The organism is Campylobacter cuniculorum DSM 23162 = LMG 24588, assembly GCF_002104335.1.
Taxonomy (GTDB): Bacteria; Campylobacterota; Campylobacteria; order Campylobacterales; family Campylobacteraceae; genus Campylobacter_D; species Campylobacter_D cuniculorum.
In genome coordinates this window covers 1,282,288-1,298,282 of the sequence record NZ_CP020867.1, presented here as the reverse complement: position 1 = coordinate 1,298,282, position 15,995 = coordinate 1,282,288, and the positions used below count along the sequence as shown (strand labels likewise).

Annotated in this window: 13 protein-coding genes and 1 tRNA gene; 9 read left to right on the top strand and 5 right to left on the bottom strand. The window is 30.3% G+C overall.

The window, feature by feature from the left end:
- The first annotated feature begins 483 nt into the window (after nucleotides 1–483).
- From waaF to CCUN_RS06460, 3 genes are all read left to right on the top strand, one after another.
- The gene (waaF, locus tag CCUN_RS06470) at nucleotides 484–1,413 is read left to right on the top strand and encodes a lipopolysaccharide heptosyltransferase II (RefSeq protein WP_027305363.1); all 930 of its coding nucleotides are present in this window, start codon (nucleotides 484–486) and stop codon (nucleotides 1,411–1,413) included.
- A 101-nt stretch (nucleotides 1,414–1,514) separates the two neighbouring features.
- Nucleotides 1,515–3,002: an MBOAT family O-acyltransferase gene (locus CCUN_RS06465; RefSeq protein WP_085296664.1), complete on the top strand. Its 1,488-nt coding sequence runs from the start codon at nucleotides 1,515–1,517 to the stop codon at nucleotides 3,000–3,002.
- A gap of 9 nt (nucleotides 3,003–3,011) precedes the next feature.
- Nucleotides 3,012–4,151, top strand: coding sequence for a hypothetical protein (locus CCUN_RS06460; RefSeq protein WP_027305364.1), 1,140 nt, complete (start codon nucleotides 3,012–3,014; stop codon nucleotides 4,149–4,151).
- 226 nt (nucleotides 4,152–4,377) lie between these two features.
- On the opposite strand, the gene CCUN_RS06455 is transcribed toward CCUN_RS06460, so the two are convergent.
- Nucleotides 4,378–5,562: an MFS transporter gene (locus tag CCUN_RS06455; RefSeq protein ID WP_027305365.1), complete on the bottom strand. Its 1,185-nt coding sequence runs from the start codon at nucleotides 5,560–5,562 to the stop codon at nucleotides 4,378–4,380.
- 55 nt (nucleotides 5,563–5,617) lie between these two features.
- Here CCUN_RS06455 and CCUN_RS06450 point away from each other — a divergent pair, with 55 nt between their 5' ends.
- Nucleotides 5,618–6,082 (top strand): low molecular weight protein-tyrosine-phosphatase, encoded by a 465-nt coding sequence (locus CCUN_RS06450; protein ID WP_027305366.1) that lies wholly within the window; start codon nucleotides 5,618–5,620, stop codon nucleotides 6,080–6,082.
- Here CCUN_RS06450 and CCUN_RS06445 read toward each other — a convergent pair.
- A complete protein-coding gene (locus tag CCUN_RS06445) occupies nucleotides 6,069–8,159 on the bottom strand; it encodes an RNA degradosome polyphosphate kinase (protein WP_027305367.1) in 2,091 nt (696 codons plus the stop codon). The genes CCUN_RS06450 and CCUN_RS06445 overlap by 14 nt on opposite strands.
- Nucleotides 8,160–8,415: 256 nt before the next feature.
- Here CCUN_RS06445 and nrfH point away from each other — a divergent pair, with 256 nt between their 5' ends.
- From nrfH to CCUN_RS06425, 4 genes are all read left to right on the top strand, one after another.
- Nucleotides 8,416–8,916, top strand: a complete 501-nt coding sequence (nrfH, locus tag CCUN_RS06440) for a cytochrome c nitrite reductase small subunit (RefSeq protein ID WP_027305368.1) — start codon at nucleotides 8,416–8,418, stop codon at nucleotides 8,914–8,916.
- A gap of 21 nt (nucleotides 8,917–8,937) precedes the next feature.
- Nucleotides 8,938–10,770, top strand: a complete 1,833-nt coding sequence (locus CCUN_RS06435) for an ammonia-forming cytochrome c nitrite reductase subunit c552 (protein ID WP_027305369.1) — start codon at nucleotides 8,938–8,940, stop codon at nucleotides 10,768–10,770.
- Between the two features lie 156 nt (nucleotides 10,771–10,926).
- Nucleotides 10,927–11,478 (top strand): membrane protein, encoded by a 552-nt coding sequence (locus tag CCUN_RS06430; protein ID WP_035175689.1) that lies wholly within the window; start codon nucleotides 10,927–10,929, stop codon nucleotides 11,476–11,478.
- A gap of 45 nt (nucleotides 11,479–11,523) precedes the next feature.
- Nucleotides 11,524–11,613, top strand: a tRNA-Ser gene (locus tag CCUN_RS06425).
- 394 nt (nucleotides 11,614–12,007) lie between these two features.
- Here CCUN_RS06425 and CCUN_RS06420 read toward each other — a convergent pair.
- On the bottom strand, nucleotides 12,008–12,592 hold the full coding sequence (locus tag CCUN_RS06420; protein ID WP_027305371.1) for an NAD(P)H-dependent oxidoreductase: 585 nt from the start codon (nucleotides 12,590–12,592) through the stop codon (nucleotides 12,008–12,010).
- A 327-nt stretch (nucleotides 12,593–12,919) separates the two neighbouring features.
- Here CCUN_RS06420 and CCUN_RS06415 point away from each other — a divergent pair, with 327 nt between their 5' ends.
- Nucleotides 12,920–14,107, top strand: a complete 1,188-nt coding sequence (locus CCUN_RS06415) for a putative transporter (protein WP_027305372.1) — start codon at nucleotides 12,920–12,922, stop codon at nucleotides 14,105–14,107.
- Between the two features lie 90 nt (nucleotides 14,108–14,197).
- Here the strand turns inward: CCUN_RS06415 and CCUN_RS06410 are convergent, their stop codons facing one another.
- Both CCUN_RS06410 and CCUN_RS06405 read right to left on the bottom strand, forming a co-directional pair.
- On the bottom strand, nucleotides 14,198–14,575 hold the full coding sequence (locus CCUN_RS06410) for a VOC family protein (protein WP_197548224.1): 378 nt from the start codon (nucleotides 14,573–14,575) through the stop codon (nucleotides 14,198–14,200).
- A 15-nt stretch (nucleotides 14,576–14,590) separates the two neighbouring features.
- Nucleotides 14,591–15,883, bottom strand: coding sequence for a glycosyltransferase family 8 protein (locus CCUN_RS06405; protein ID WP_027305374.1), 1,293 nt, complete (start codon nucleotides 15,881–15,883; stop codon nucleotides 14,591–14,593).
- Between the last annotated feature and the right edge of the window lie 112 nt (nucleotides 15,884–15,995).

The following is a 15,995-nucleotide window of genomic DNA, read 5'->3' as shown; positions in this document are numbered from 1 at the left end:
TTTTATCTGTAAAAACATATTTTAAAATCATAATATTATTGATTGATAAAATAAAAATAATATATGAAAAGTATTTTATGTTTTTAAAAATTTTTATAATCATTTAAGTTTTTAGAATTTTTGTAAAAATATATGTTTTTAAATTTTCGCAAAAATCTTATTAAAACCTTTTTAAATGCCATTAAATCAATTTGCTTTGAATAGCGTTTGTATCAATGCTTAGTCAATTTAGATTTTTTTTAAATGCAAGCGGTTTTTTGATTGAGATGATAAATCATTTTTATTTAAATTTTTTTACAAACTCTCATCAATAACGAAAAATTTAAATTCCTTTATAATTTATTTCATACAATTTGAAAGGACTCTTTTAAAAATAGAGATAATTTATATTAAAGACAAAAATAATTATAGAAATTTTTGTCATATTTTTCTAAAATTTTGATAAACTTACAAAAATTATTTTATTAAATATTTAGGAAAATTATGAAAATTTTTATCAATCTTCCCACTTGGTTAGGCGATAGCGTGATGGCAAGTGCTGCAATTTACGCTTTAAAAGAGCATTTTAAAGACGCTCATTTCGTATTTTATGGCTCTTTTGTCAGCACAGAACTTTTTAAGAATTTTCAAAATTCAAGCATTTTAGTAGAGGATAAAACGCAAAGATATTCTAAAATTTTAAAAATTCGCGGAAAACTTGGAGAATTTGACTATGCTTTGAGTTTTCGCTCGGCTTTTTCAAGTAAAATTGTTTTAAAACTCATCAAAACCAAACAAAGATTTTTTTTTGATAAATATAAATTTAAAAATGAACATCAGGTTTTAAAATATCTTTATTTTGTAGAAAATACTTTTGATTTTAAAGCCTCATCGCAAGATTTAAAACTCCCTATCTTACCGAGATTTACTCAAACTAAAATTTTAGCCTTAAATCCCGGAGCACATTATGGAAGTGCCAAAAGATGGGAGCCGAGTTATTTTGCTGAAGTGGCAAAATTTTTTGCAAATACGCATAAGATTTTAATTTTTGGTGCAGGAGATGAACAAGAGCTTTGCGATGAAATTGAGCAAATTTTAAAAAAATCAGAGATAAGGGTTAAAAATTTATGCAATAAAACAAGCATTCGTTCCCTTTGTAAAAACATTTCAATGTGCGATATTTTGGTGACCAATGATAGCGGTCCTATGCATATTGGTGCGGTTTATAAAATCAAAACTCTTGCAGTTTTTGGACCCACACTTTGGACCCAAACCTCTCCTTGGAAAAATCCAAATGCTAAAATTGTGCGTTTGGGTTTGCCTTGCTCTCCTTGTATGCAAAAAACTTGTCCGCTTTTACATCATCAATGTATGAAAGACTTAAAACCCGAATTTGTGATTAAAGAAATTAAAAAACTCCTTGAAAAAGCTTAATTTAAATTAAAAATTTAATTGCAATTATAAATGTGTGGATTTGAAAAAAAAAAAAAACACGATATAATATCAGCTTGATTATAAAATTCCAAAGGAATATAATGGTATTTTCATCTTTTGCTTTTATCTTTGTTTTTTTACCTTGTGCTTTACTAGGATTTTATATACTTAAATCTTTAAAACTCTATTATCTTTCTAAAATTTTCTTAGTAAGTGCAAGTTTTGTTTTTTATGCGTATTGGAAAGTCGATTACCTCTTTCTTTTATTTTTTTCCATTGTGGTTAATTACTTCATTGCAAACACTATTTTAAATAAATGGGGGGGGGGTATTATCTATCTTGGTGTGATTTTTAATCTCGCACTTTTAAGTTTCTTTAAATATACAGACTTCCTTTTAGAAAATTTCAACCTCTTTTTTCAAATCGTTAATTTAGATTTTCAAATCCCGCTTCCCCATATACTCTTGCCTTTAGCTATTTCGTTTTTTACCTTTCAGCAAATTGCTTTTTTAGTGGATTGTTATAAAAAATCTAAGCTTGAAAATTTAGAAAAACAAAGAATCGATTTTATAGATTATTGTTTATTTATAAGCTTTTTTCCGCAATTAATTGCTGGTCCTATTGTGCATCATAGGGAAATGATGCCTCAATTTCATTCTTTGTTGAATGAAAACAGAGAACTTGTTCATTGGGAATTTATGGCTAAAGGTTTGTTTATCTTTAGTATAGGCTTATTTAAAAAGGTTTTTATCGCCGATTCTTTTGCGGTATGGGCTAATGCAGGATTTAAAATTGTAGAAAATGGAGGGCTTTTAAATATCGCAGAAGCTTGGGTTGCAAGTCTTTGCTATACCTTTGAGTTGTATTTTGATTTTAGCGGGTATTGTGATATGGCAATAGGTCTAGGACTCTTTTTTGGCATACTCTTACCTGTAAATTTCAATTCACCTTATAAAAGTCTTAATATCGCTGAATTTTGGCGTCGTTGGCATATGACTTTGGGAAGATTCTTAAAAGAATATCTTTATATCCCTTTGGGTGGTAATCGTCTGGGAAAGCTTATCAATCTTAGGAATCTTTTTATCGTAGCTTTTTTAAGTGGCATTTGGCATGGAGCAGGTTGGGGCTTTGTGATTTGGGGGCTTTTACACGCTTTTGCAATGATTATACATAGAATTTATAGTTTTTATACAGAAGGAAAAGAATTTTTAGAATATAAAAGCTATAAAATTTTTGCTTGGTTTTTAACCTTTAATTTTATCAATATTGCTTGGGTATTTTTTAGAAGTGAAAATTTAGAAGGAGCGATAAATCTTTTAAAATCAATGTTTGGGATAGCTTATGAAGAATTCCCATTCAATTGGTATAAAATCAATGCTCTTTTACTTGCTATAGGTGGAAAAGATAGAACGATTGCTTTAGTGGTTTTAGCATTGATTTTTTGTCTTGGTTTTAAAAATAGTATAGATTTAACAAAAAATTTCAAAGTCGATTATAAAAATCTTTTGCTTACGATGATTTTGTTTTATGTCGCTGTTTTAACGCTTGTTTCAACTCCTTATACAGAATTTATTTATTTTAATTTTTAGGAATTTCAGATGAATGTTTATAAAAAATTTATTATATTGACTCTACTTATCCCCCTTCCTTTTATTGCTATGTTGTTGATATTATTATACATCTATGACCCTTATATGTTTTATCATAAGCCTTATTTTAGAGAAGAAACTTATATGTCTATGAGAATGGTAGGTAAAAGCATTATAGATTATTATGATTTTGACTCTTTTATACTTGGAACTTCAATGACAGGAAATACAAGCTCTAAAGAAGCTGAGAATAAACTTGGCGGAAAATGGGTGAATTTAAGCATGGATGGTTCTACTCTTAGCGAAAGAAAGGTTTTTTTAAATTATATATTAAAATTAAAAAAGAAAGAAATAAAAGAAATCATTTATTCTTTAGATTCTTTCGCTTTGAATTTAAATGTTAATAATGACACTAAAAAATTTGACTTTTTGTATAATAATAACGAAAATTTTTTTAATGGTTTTAGGCTTTATTTAAATTACAAAACCATTTTATGTGCTTTAACTTATTCTTCAAAAGAAAAATGTGTAGGTAAAAAGATAGAGAAAATAGAAGACCTCCCGAAATGGGTTGATGAATTTCATAATAGATTTGGTTTTGAAAATTGGTTAAAAACCTATAAAAAATCAAACAAGAAACAACTAATCGATGAAATTTTAAATACCAGAGCATTTTTTACTCAAGAAAATATTGACATAAGTCAGAATCAAGAATTGATACAAAAAGATTTACTCTCTTTTATAAAGGATTATCCTCAAATTCAATTCAGGCTTATCATACCCACTAACTCAAGATTTCTTTATAGGGTTGAGCGAGGAAGCAGAGGTTATTATAATAAGAATTTTATCTTATTTTCAAAATACAAAGCTGTATTAAAATGGCTTATTGAAGAAACGAGCAAATACCCTAATGTAAAAATTTATGGTTTTGATGATTTAGACTATGCTGATGATTTAAGAAACTATAGAGATGAAGCTCATTACAATATCGATATGAATTCTATGCATCTTGATGCTATAAAAAACAATACTCATATCCTTACCACTCAAAATATGGACAGATATTTTGAACTTATGGAACAAAAAATAAGAGCTTATAATTTAGAGCCTTTGATTCAAATCATAAAGAAAGATTCGCAAGAAAACTAGAATTTAAATTTTCAATTCTAATGAAAATTCTAAAGAGTTTTTTTTAAGATTTTCAATCAATATTTCCTTTGGTTATAATATTTATTTGAACAAAAATATATAGAATAAAAAATAAAATTTTAGATATAAAGTAAGCACAAACAAATAAAAAAGTAAAGATTTACTTAAATGAAAAATTGAAAAAATTTCATATTATTAAGTAAAAATATCTTAAAAAAGCGATTTTTTATAAATCTTTATTTGAAAAAATTCGTTTTTTATTGAGTAAAAGAAAGAGCAGGGCGTTTGAAATAAAAAGAATGCAAATCATTAAAAAAACAAATTGCACTCCAAATTTCCCTGCCAAAATTCCATTTCCAAAAGAACCACTAAAATTTCCTAAATAATAGGCACTTTGATTGATTCCAAAGGCGAGGCTAAGGTTTTTTGTATTGATGCTTTTTTTAAGCAAGGCGTTGATGCAAGGCACAAGTCCCCCAAGTCCTATCCCTAAAAATAAACGCACAAGAATGAGCATATAGACATTATGAGCAATGGCTTGAAGATAAAACATTAAGCCACTAAACAGCAAAGCGATAAAGATAATCTTGCTTGGTCCGGTTTTGTCTGCAATCTTACCGAGTTTTGTTGCAAATAAAAGATTGCTGATTCCACTTGAAGCAACAACTATACCCGCCCAAAAAGCGATTTTTTCTCCTTGATAAATTTGCTCCACAAGCAAGGTCAGTATAGGCATAGTCCCAGAAACTCCAAATTGTATAAAAAAAGTTGCAATGAATAAAGTAAGGATTAAAAATATATTTTGTTTGATTGTCCCCGTGCTTTTTTCTTGTTTTTTAAGGATTCTTTTTTCGTCGATGAAAAAATAGATTGTTATAAAAGAACAAGCGATAAAAAAGGCTATGAGATAAAATACTGAACGAATGCTTAAAAATTCAGCAACAATTCCGCCAAATAAGGGTCCTATCAAACTCCCGCTAATAGAAGCCGTTGAAAGTGTGCCTAATGCATATGCAACCTTACTTTTTGGAAAAATCACAGCAATGAAAACCACAGCTGCTGAAGTAAAACCTGCTACAACTCCCATTAACGCACGGATAATCACCACATCAACGCCTGAATTTGCAAAACTTAAACAAAAAGTAGAAATTGACATCCCTAAACTTGCTCTTAAGAGCATACTTTTATAACCATATTTTGCGGCAAGAAAAGCCCATAAAGGCGAAAAAATAGCAACAAATAAGGGAGTGATTCCAAAGCCAAGCCCTGAAAAAAAGGCTATATCCGCATGATCTTTAAGCCCTAGTTCTCTAAGATATAAGGGTAAAATAGGAGCAATTTGGCTTAGTCCCATATTTGTGGTAAATACTCCAAGCCAACATACAAGTAGAGTTCTTTTGAAACTATTCATAAATTTATTATATGATATTTTTTGTAATTTTTGATTTAAAAATTTAAGGAAAAAGATGAAAAAAATTATTTTTGTGTGTTTAGGAAACATTTGCCGCTCACCTATGGCTGAATTTGTGATGAAAGATTTAATTTCAAAAGAAAAATTTAAGCTTGAAATCACAAGTGCTGGAACTTCTGGAGAACACGATGGAGAGTTTATGCATTATAAAAGTCAAGATAAACTTGAAAAAGCAGGTATAAAAACGCAAGGTTTTGTGAGCAAAAAACTCACCCAAAAACTTTGTGATGAAAGTGCTTATATCATCGTTATGGATGATTCAAATTTAAAGTATGTTTTAAGAAATTTTCAAAGGATTGAACATAAGGTTTTAAAAATGACAGATTTTGCCAAGGAACTCGGCTATGATGAGGTGCCTGATCCTTGGTATAGTGGCAATTTTGACGAAACTTATCATATTGTTTTGACAGCTTGTAAAAATTTGCTCAAAACTTTAAAAAAAGAATTTAATTCTCCTTAAAAAGCTTTGAAGACAATTGTATCGCCTTGTTTTCATCGGTATCTTTTTTAAGCGTTTTGTAAATTTTGCTTATATATTCTTCTAAAACTTGTTGAGAATCAATAGCCTTTTCTTTTTCTTTAAGTTTTCTTTTATGGTATTCTCCCTTATTGTCAAGTTCATAAGCAAGGACATTATCACTAAGTTGCAAACGCAAAATTTGAGCAAGTTTTGCCTTTGATTTTTCATCAAAAATTGGAGTCATAAGCTCTAAGCGACGCTCTAAATTTCTAGGCATCCAGTCTGCACTTGAGATAAAATAATTTGGAGTGCTGTGCTTAAAATAAAAAATACGTGCATGTTCTAAATACTTACCGATAATACTTCTAACGCGTATATTTTTGCTGTATTCTTCATCAGGTTTTAAGCAACAAATTCCGCGTATAATCAAATCAATCTGCACTCCTTTAATCGAAGCTTCATAAAGAGCTTCAATCACATCAGGATCAACAAGGGAATTCATCTTTGCAACGATAACACCTTGACTGCCTTTTGAAGATTCAACATGAATCATTTCTAAAATTTTTTCTTTAATTTGATTAGGACTCATCGTGAGAGTTTTAAGCCTTCTTTCCTTGCTAAAACCTGAAAGAATATGGAAAAAGCTCGTTGTATCCACAGCAAATTCGCTTTTATTTGTAAAATAACTCACATCTGTGTAAATTTTTGCAGAGCTCGCATTATAGTTTCCGGTGCTTAAATGCATATAAAATTTAAGTTTATCACCTTGTTTGCGTATCACTTGAGAAACCTTAGCATGGACTTTAAAACCCGTGATTCCATAAACGACATGGGCTCCTGCATTTTCTAAAGCTTTTGCCCAATGTAAGTTATTTTCTTCGTCAAATCTTGCTTTAAGTTCAACCATTACCGTAACTTGTTTGCCTCCATTTGCAGCATCAATTAAGGCTTGGACTATATTTGAATTTTTCTCCACTCTATAAAGAGTCATTCTTATTGATATAACTTCAGGGTCTTTACTCGCTTCTTTGATGAACTGATAAACCGGGTCAAAACTTTCAAAAGGTTGTATGATGAGAACATTTTCTTTGTCAATGGCTTCAAATATAGATAAATTTTCGCCAAAAGGTGGTAAAACTTTTGGAATATAAAGCGGACTTAAAAGATGAGTGAAAGCTTTATTGCCTACAATTTGCCAAAGATTAGGGAGATTAAGGAGTATAGAATACTCATACATATCTTTAGGAAAGATTTGCATATGAGTGTTTAAAAACTCGACGATTTGCTCATCTGCACCCTTTTGAATTTGAAGGCGGACAAAGGCTCCTTTTCTGCGAAGTTTTAAACCTTGTTCAAGTATCATCATAAAATCATCAGCCTCTTCTTCTTCGATGACAATATCTGCATTGCGAGTCACCCTAAAAGCTGCTGAAGAAAGAAGTTTATAACCCGGAAAAATTTCTTCAGCATGTTTTTGAACTATACTTTCAATCGGCACATAAATATTGCTACTGACCTCATAAAAACGCGGTAAAACTCTTGGAATTCTTATCATTCCAAATTTTATAAGCTTAGTGTCCATTTTATCACAAATTTTAACAGCTAAAGCAAAAGATAAATTATTTAAATGTGGAAAAGGATGTGTTGCATCAACAGCGATAGGCACAATGACAGGAAAGATATTAGAGAAGAAATATTCATCACATTTAAGTTTTAATTTTTCATCAAGTTCTTCATAATTTTTAATGAATAAATTTTCTTTTGCAAGTTCTGCAGTGATTCGTTTAAAATAACTTTCTAAAAGTTCTTTTTCTTTATGGATATAGGTGCGAATTTCTTTAAGTTGCATTAAAGGAGACATTTCATCACTACTGCTGATATTAACACCCGCCAAAAGAAGTTGTTTAAGCCCTGCGACTCTTATCATATAGAATTCATCAAGATTCGTGCAATAAATTGCAATAAATTTAAGTTTTTCAAGCAAGGGTAAATTCTTTGAGCATTGGTCTAAAACTCTTGAATTAAATCTAAGCCAAGAAAGCTCTCTATTTAAAAACATGTCCGGATTTGTTTGCATTATTTCTCCTTTTTTGTAATTCTTCTAAAAATAGATTTTAACATTTTTTTATTTTAAATTGATTTAAAATTTTTAAAATTAAAATAAATATTTTATTAATCAAATTATTAATCAAAAAATTTTGCCTTAAACTATGCCCGATTTTTCAGTATAAATATCATAGTTAAGACTAAAAATATCCTTAAATTATTTTTAAATAAAAAATATTATAATACTACTTAACTTTAATAAGTCATTTTGTTTAAAGGAGGGTAACTTGGAGCAAAAATCAGGTTCTTCGAATCTTCTTAGTATTTTTTTGATTTTACTTTTTGTCTTTTTTGCAGTAGGTTTTTATACTTTTTATAATGCAAAAGGCACTTCATATCTTAGCAATGCAAGTGAGTCCTGTAATAATTGTCATGTTATGAATGAGGTTTATAATGATTATTTAGCAGCTCCGCATTCTAAAAAAATAGATGGAAAACCAAGAGCAAGTTGTGTAGAATGCCATCTACCACATGATTTTGTAGATAAATGGATCGCTAAGGCTGAAAGTGGGATTGGGCATGCTTATGCCTTTACTTTCAAACTTGATACACTACCAACTAATTTAGATGCAACTGAAAAAAGCAAAAAAATGGTGCAAACAAATTGTATTCGCTGTCATTCAGATTATGCAGCAGTAGCGATTAATGCGACTTCAAAGCCGCATGGAGAAAGCAGCTTAAGCTGTGTATCTTGTCATAGTAGCGTTGGACACAAACGAGGATTTTAATTTTAAAGGAGGTTTCTTAATATGGGTAAAAAAGGCGTTTTATACTTCGGTATAATTATTTTAGTCATCTTAATTGGTGGCGTTTTATGGCTCAATAATGATGTGAGCCAAAAGCAACAAGAAGGTGCAGGTGGAATCGCTAACACAAGCAAGAAAATTGTTGAATTGAGTGATGATAATCCTACTTTTGATGAATGGGGTAAAAATTTCCCGGATCATCTTGATATGTATTTAACGGTTGAAAAACAAGAGCCTATTCCAACTGAATTTGGCGGAAATTTGGCTTATTCTAAATTGATTCGCTATCCGCAATTGACTATCCTTTGGGCAGGATATCCTTTTTCACTTGATGCTAATGAAGAAAGAGGGCATTTTTGGATACAAGTGGATCAAATGGATACAGCGAGAAACAATAAAGATTTCTTAAATGCACATGGTTTTGCAGCTTTTGCAGGACAACCGACTGCTTGTATGAATTGTCATAGTGGTTGGACTCCTTGGCTTTTAAAAAATGTTGCGAAAAATGATTGGGTGGCGTTTAACTCTACAAAATATTGGACTATGATTAAAAATGTTCCAGCGATGAATGGAATGAAAGAAGGGTCTGTTGAACATAGCGGACCACATGGAGGAAAAAGAATGGGTGTAACCTGTGCGGATTGTCACGTTCCAAATACTATGGAATTAAGATTAACACGTCCGGGTTTAATCAATGCTTTGGTTAAATTTAGAGGCTATGAGCCTGATGATACTATAGGTGTAAAAGCTTCAAGAGAAGAAATGAGAACTCTTGTTTGCTCACAATGCCATGTTGAATATTATTTTAGACCAACAGGAGGAAAGACTAAAATAATGGGCGAAAGCATAGCAAAAGATAGCTCTAAAAAATGGTGGAATGGCACTCAAAAGACCTATGATGAATTTGATACTTGGAGAGATGGCAATAGTCCAACTGAAATTGAAGTCGATGGCATTGAGCTTGTATTCCCTTGGGGAGAATGGAAAAAAGGACAACCATTTAGAATTGAAATGTTCGATGATTATTATGATAAAGCTCGTTCTGTATTTGACAAAGATTGGGCACATAAAATCACAGGTGCTCCTATGATTAAAATTCAACATCCTGAAAGTGAGCTTTTCAGTGGAGGTGTCCATGCTGCTAATGGGGTATCTTGTGCGGATTGTCATATGCCTTATATCAGAAAAGGTTCTAAAAAATTGACACAGCACAATGTCACTTCACCTTTGCAAAATATCAATGCTGCGTGTAAAACTTGCCACACTCAAAGTGAAGAATATCTTAAATCACAAATCAGAGACATTCAAAATTCAGTGGCTTATGATTTGCGTTCAGCAGAATACAGCATAGTCAGTTTGATTACTGATATTAAAAATTTACGCGAGGCTTTGGGCGGGTTAGAGCAATACCAAACAGATGGCAAGGCTGATGCTGCAAAAATCAACGCAGAATTAAAAGATGTTTTAGAACTTCATAGAAAATCTCAAATGAGAGCAGATTTCGTTGGTGCTGAAAATTCAACAGGTTTCCATAATCCTAGAGAAGCTTCAAGAATGCTTTTACAAGCGGTAGATATGGCAAGAATGGGACAAGCTAAGTTGGTTGAAATTGCTTCTGCAAATGGTATTAAAGATTTTAAAACTTCAAATTTAGGTTTTGAAGACATTCAAAAATTCAATCCGGGTGAAATTCACTATAAAGTGGATTTAAATGGACATAAAGCAGGAGATCGCTATTATGAACATGATAATGTCAATGGCAATCCACCAGCTAAATTTTTAGAAGATGATAAAAATCTTAATCCTTACAACTACACTTATGTTGATAAAAAATAATCTTTAAGCTCCCTTAGGGGAGCTTTTTATATGTAAATTCATTCTTATTCATTCTTATTCATTCTTATTCATTCTTATTCATTCTTAGAAAATTTCACATTTGTTTCACATTCATTAACTATAATTCTTTTACTTTTATCAATAAGGAGAAAAACAATGAATAAAAACAAGTTGTTTCGGCAGTTTCATATTTATTTGAGCCTTTTTTTCTTACCTTGTGCGTTTATTTTTGCACTCACAGGCATAGCGTATATTTTTGGTATTAATCAAGATATAGGGCTTGAAAAACAAATTTATACCCTTAATGAAAGGGTTGAAAAAGGTCAAGAAATAGAAAAATTGCTAGGTTTTTTGAAGGATAATAATATAAAAATTCCAAGCAACACTCAAGCAATTAAAAGCAAAGATAAAGGTATAACAATAGGTTCAACACATTATAGTGTTTCTATTGCAGAAAATGGAGAAAATCAATATCAAATCACTACAAAGACGAGAAGTTTTTTAGGGGATTTGATCATGCTTCATAAGGATAAAGGAGCTTGGTATTTTTCTGTGCTTTCTGTCGGTTTTGGTGTGAGTTTGTTTTTGCTTTATATTTCTGGATTGATGATTACTTTATTTGCGAGTAAAAAAGATAGAAAAAATCAAATTCTTGTTTTGATAGCAGGGATTTTAATAACTTTTATCCTCGCTTACATAAGCCTTTAAGCTAGGTATTAACTAAGTTTTTATATAATCTTATTTCTTAAAAGCGGACAGATGGGTGAGTGGCTGAAACCACACCCCTGCTAAGGGTGCAGATCTTAACGGGTCTCGAGGGTTCAAATCCCTCTCTGTCCGCCATAGATATAAATTTTTATCCCTTTTTGTTCAGTTTTTAAAATGATAAAGGCTTATTTTACTAATCTTAACTTTTTTTATCTCTATAAAAAACTTATAACCTTGACAAATATATTTATATATAAAAATTTAATTTAAAAATCAAAATTATGCGAATATTAAAAAAATAAATAAAAAAGATTTACATTGTATTTTAATACAACCAAATTATCTAAAAATCAAAAATTATATAAAACTTACAAATCATTTATATATTATTAAACTCTTGATAGAAATTCAATTGTAAAATTTTACTCTTAAAAATAAAGATAAAATAAGTAAAAAATTGAGAATTTTTACATAAATTTAAATTCAATCTGCCATCAAGAGTTTTTAAATCAATTTTATCAAAAAAGTATTATTTTTTAAAAACCTTTTGCAAATGCTCTTTATAAGCCTTTTTATATGCGTCTATTTGAGGATTTTTAACAACATCATTGCACATAAAACTAGGGAGTTTTTGCATTGCTAAAAATTCATGTGCCTTATGCAAATGCGTCAAAGTATAATCCACACCCTTGCCTTCAAAAAATTGATTTTTATCCTCAAAGGCTTCAAGCGGAGCATTCCAAGTTGAACAAAGCATATAGGCTTTATTGTGTGCCAAACCTCCACTGCCATATTTTTTACTCAAATCTTCTCTACTCCTACCATCTCCGCTAAAAAGCACTCCATGAGCAGCAAGATACACTTCATCGATGTATTTTTTCACAATCCAAGGCTCACCCATCCACCAAGCAGGAAATTGATAAATCAAATAATCCGCCCAAGCGATATTTTGCACTTCTTGTTGAGCGTCATAACCCTTATCAATTACGACTTCTTTAACCTCATGTCCCATTTGACTTAAAGTTTCTTTAGCAAGTTCGCATAAAGTATCATTGAGTCTTCTAAAAGAATTGCCAAATTTCTTTGCACCATTTAAAATATAAATCTTTGCCATAATGACTCCTTTTTTTAAAATAAATAAAGAATTATACAATCTAACACCTAATGTCTGTCAAGTGTTTTAGGAAGTTTTATTGAATTTATTTTAAAAATTCATAGAGATGTTAGAGAGATGAAATTGCATAAAAAATATATAACTGTTAAAAATATTTTAAATTATTTTATATAAATAGACTAAGAGTTTTTAAGTGTCATAGCCTAATAAATTTTTATTCTATACAATTTTATCTTAAATCTTAATACGAATTTAAAAAATAAAAAATTAATTTGGTTTTTTAATATATAATTTTAATAGATTAAAATTTATTTTCAAGGTTTTTCAATGTTTCATTCTTTTTTTCTTTCTAAAAAATGGGCTTTGTGGGCATATTTTGGACTTTTTTTACTTCTATTTTTTTTATATTTACAAACAAGCTTAAGTGTTGCAATCAATGAATGGTATAAAGATTTTTACAATGTCTTGCAAAAACCAAAGATTGAGAGCTTAGTGCCGACAAAAGACAGCAATCAAACGAGCGAGGCTGAATTTAGAAAAGAAGCCGATGCACTCGCTGAAGAAAATTTAAATAAAGCAAATTTTCTTAACAAATCTTCTTTGTATTATTATCAATTTTTAGTCAAGCAGTTTTTTGATGCCAAAGGAATCGGGGTGAAAGAATATTATGATATAAAAGATTTTTATTTTTTAATCGCTGTGTTTTTATGCATTGCAATTCCCTATGTCATCATTGCGACGATTAATATCTATTTTGCAAGCGTTTATGCCTTTAAATGGCGTGAAGCAATGACCTTTAAATATCTTAAATTTTGGAAAAAACGCGACAATAATATAGAAGGAAGCTCACAAAGAATTCAAGAAGATACTTATAATTTTTCTAAAATTGTTGAAAGTTTAGGGCTTTCTTTCATTAAAGCCTTAATGGTCTTAATCGCTTTTATCCCTATACTTTGGAATTTAAGCGATAAAATTTCTCAATCTTTATTCAAAGAATTTGACCCTAATTCACTTTTTTATATTCTTAAAGATATTGAAGGTTTGCTTGTTTATGTTGCATTTTTTATTTCTTTAGGAGGGTTAATCATCTCTTGGTTTGTTGGTATTAAATTGCCCGGACTTGAGTATAATAATCAAAAAGCCGAAGCTGCTTTTAGAAAAGAGCTTGTTTTTGCAGAGGATAATCGCAAAGATTATGCTAAGCCTGAAACAATGCTTGAGCTTTTTAGTGGATTGAAATTTAATTACAAGAGGCTTTTTTTGCATTATGGGTATTTTAATATTTGGCTGATTTTATTTGAGCAAATGATAGTTATTGTCCCTTTTTTAGTGATGGCACCGAGTCTTTTTAGCGGGATAATAGGGCTTGGCATTGTGATGCAAATCAATAATGCTTTTGATCAAGTGCGTTCATCTTTTAGCGTATTTATCACAAATTGGACGACTATAACGCAGCTTAGAAGCATTTATAAACGTTTGAAAGAATTTGAAAAAAATATTTACGAAAAGGATTGATTTTATTTATAATCAATCATATAAAAAAATCAGCTAAATTTAAATTTTTATTAACATCAAACTTTTAGTCAAAGATTTATTTTTTGCAAATTAAATTTTAGAAGCAAGCTCTACAAGATTTCCATCAGGGTCTTTTAAATAAATGCTTTTAAGCTTTGAAATCGCTCCCATTCTCTCAACAATCCCAAGTTCTATAGGATAATTTTTGCTTTCAAGCTCCGCTTTAACTTGCAAAATATCCTCTACAATCAAGCAAAAATCTAAACTTCCAGAAGTAGGATAAGTCGCTGCGGGTTGAAATTCACCCTTTTTTTGATGAATATTAATTTTTTGATTCCCAAATTTAAGAGCATATCTGCCATTTTTTTCCTCTAAATCCATATTTAAGATATTTTGATAAAAATCACAACATTTTTGCAAATTTTCAGTCGTAAGCACAATATGGTCGATATTTTTGATTTTAAACATAATCATCTCCTTTGTTTATTTTAAGATCTTGTTTGCGTATTTTTTATAATGTCGTAAGATTTTAGCAATTTTAAAAAAAACATTTAAGAGCCCCTTGTGTCTTCTTCTTGCAAATTCTATCACTTCAGCCAAAAGAATGCAAAGCCCAGAGTTTTCACACACACTCCTTTTATTTGCATTTGTGTATTTTATATCCTCATTTTTTAGCAAAGAATGCATTTTGAAGAAATTGCAAGTTTTAAAAGCCTCCAGTGCGTTAAATCCTAATGCAATGGTGTTTTTAGAAGATTCTGTAATGCTTTTTTGAATTTCTAGCAATTCTTGTTTAAAAACAGGCGTTTGTGAAGCCATATCCCACCAATATGAACACACATTCACGCCCTTAAAATCGCTAAAGCTCTCCAAAAATTTCCAAGGTTTATAACCAAAATGCAAGATTTTGGGATTCTTAGCACTTTCTAAAAACTCCGCACGCGTGTAATTAAGTCGCGTCTTATCCTCATCTTTGCAAATGCAATAGCAAAAGGCATGTGTTACAAAATTGTAAGCAAAAGAAAGTTTCAGTCGTTGTTCTCTATTAACGATAGCATTAAGCAAATCTTGATCTGCTGCTTTAATATAGGTAGCTTGTTTGGCTAAATTTTCACATTGTTTTGCAACAGCCTTGTATTCATATGTATTTATGAGTAAAAAACCTGAATTAAAATAATGTTCATCATAATAAAATATTTTTTCCTTGCCATTTTCTTTAAATTTAATTTTTCTCTTTTTACTCCCGTAATCCCCTACACAAGCAAGAATCTTATCACTCAAATCTAAAGTAAAAAGCTCTCTTATATCACACAAACAGAGCATATCAGAATCCAAATACAAGCATTTGGAATATTCTTGCAAAAATTGTGGTGCAATCAAACGATAATAGGGCAAAAAATTGCTGTGTGCTGCTCCACTCTTAGGAAAGCCCTCAAATTCCTTTTCATCAACGATTTTGACTTCAATGCTGCAAGGATAAATGAGATTGAGCTCTCTTTGAAGTTCTGCGAGTTTATCACGCGTTTGTGTGCTTACAAAATCGCTTAAAATCACGAAGACATAGCCCTCTTTTTGCTCATTTTCATTCAAAGATTCATAGTCAATAAAATGTAACTTTTCTGCACTCATTTTTGATTGTGATTCTCTATCTTGTGTCAAATCTTTGCAAAGTTCTTTAAAGCTTTTTTGAGAATTTGTGTTTTTTATGATGCTTGTTATAAGAGTGCTTGTGTATTTGATATAGTTTTCATCTGCGTTAAAGACAATGGGAAACATTTTTTATCCTTGAAAAGTGAAAAAATATTCTATCTTAATAAAAATAAAAATATCATAAAATAGCATTATAGAATTGTTCAGGTTATAGACTTGGAAAAGAAAATTTGATTGA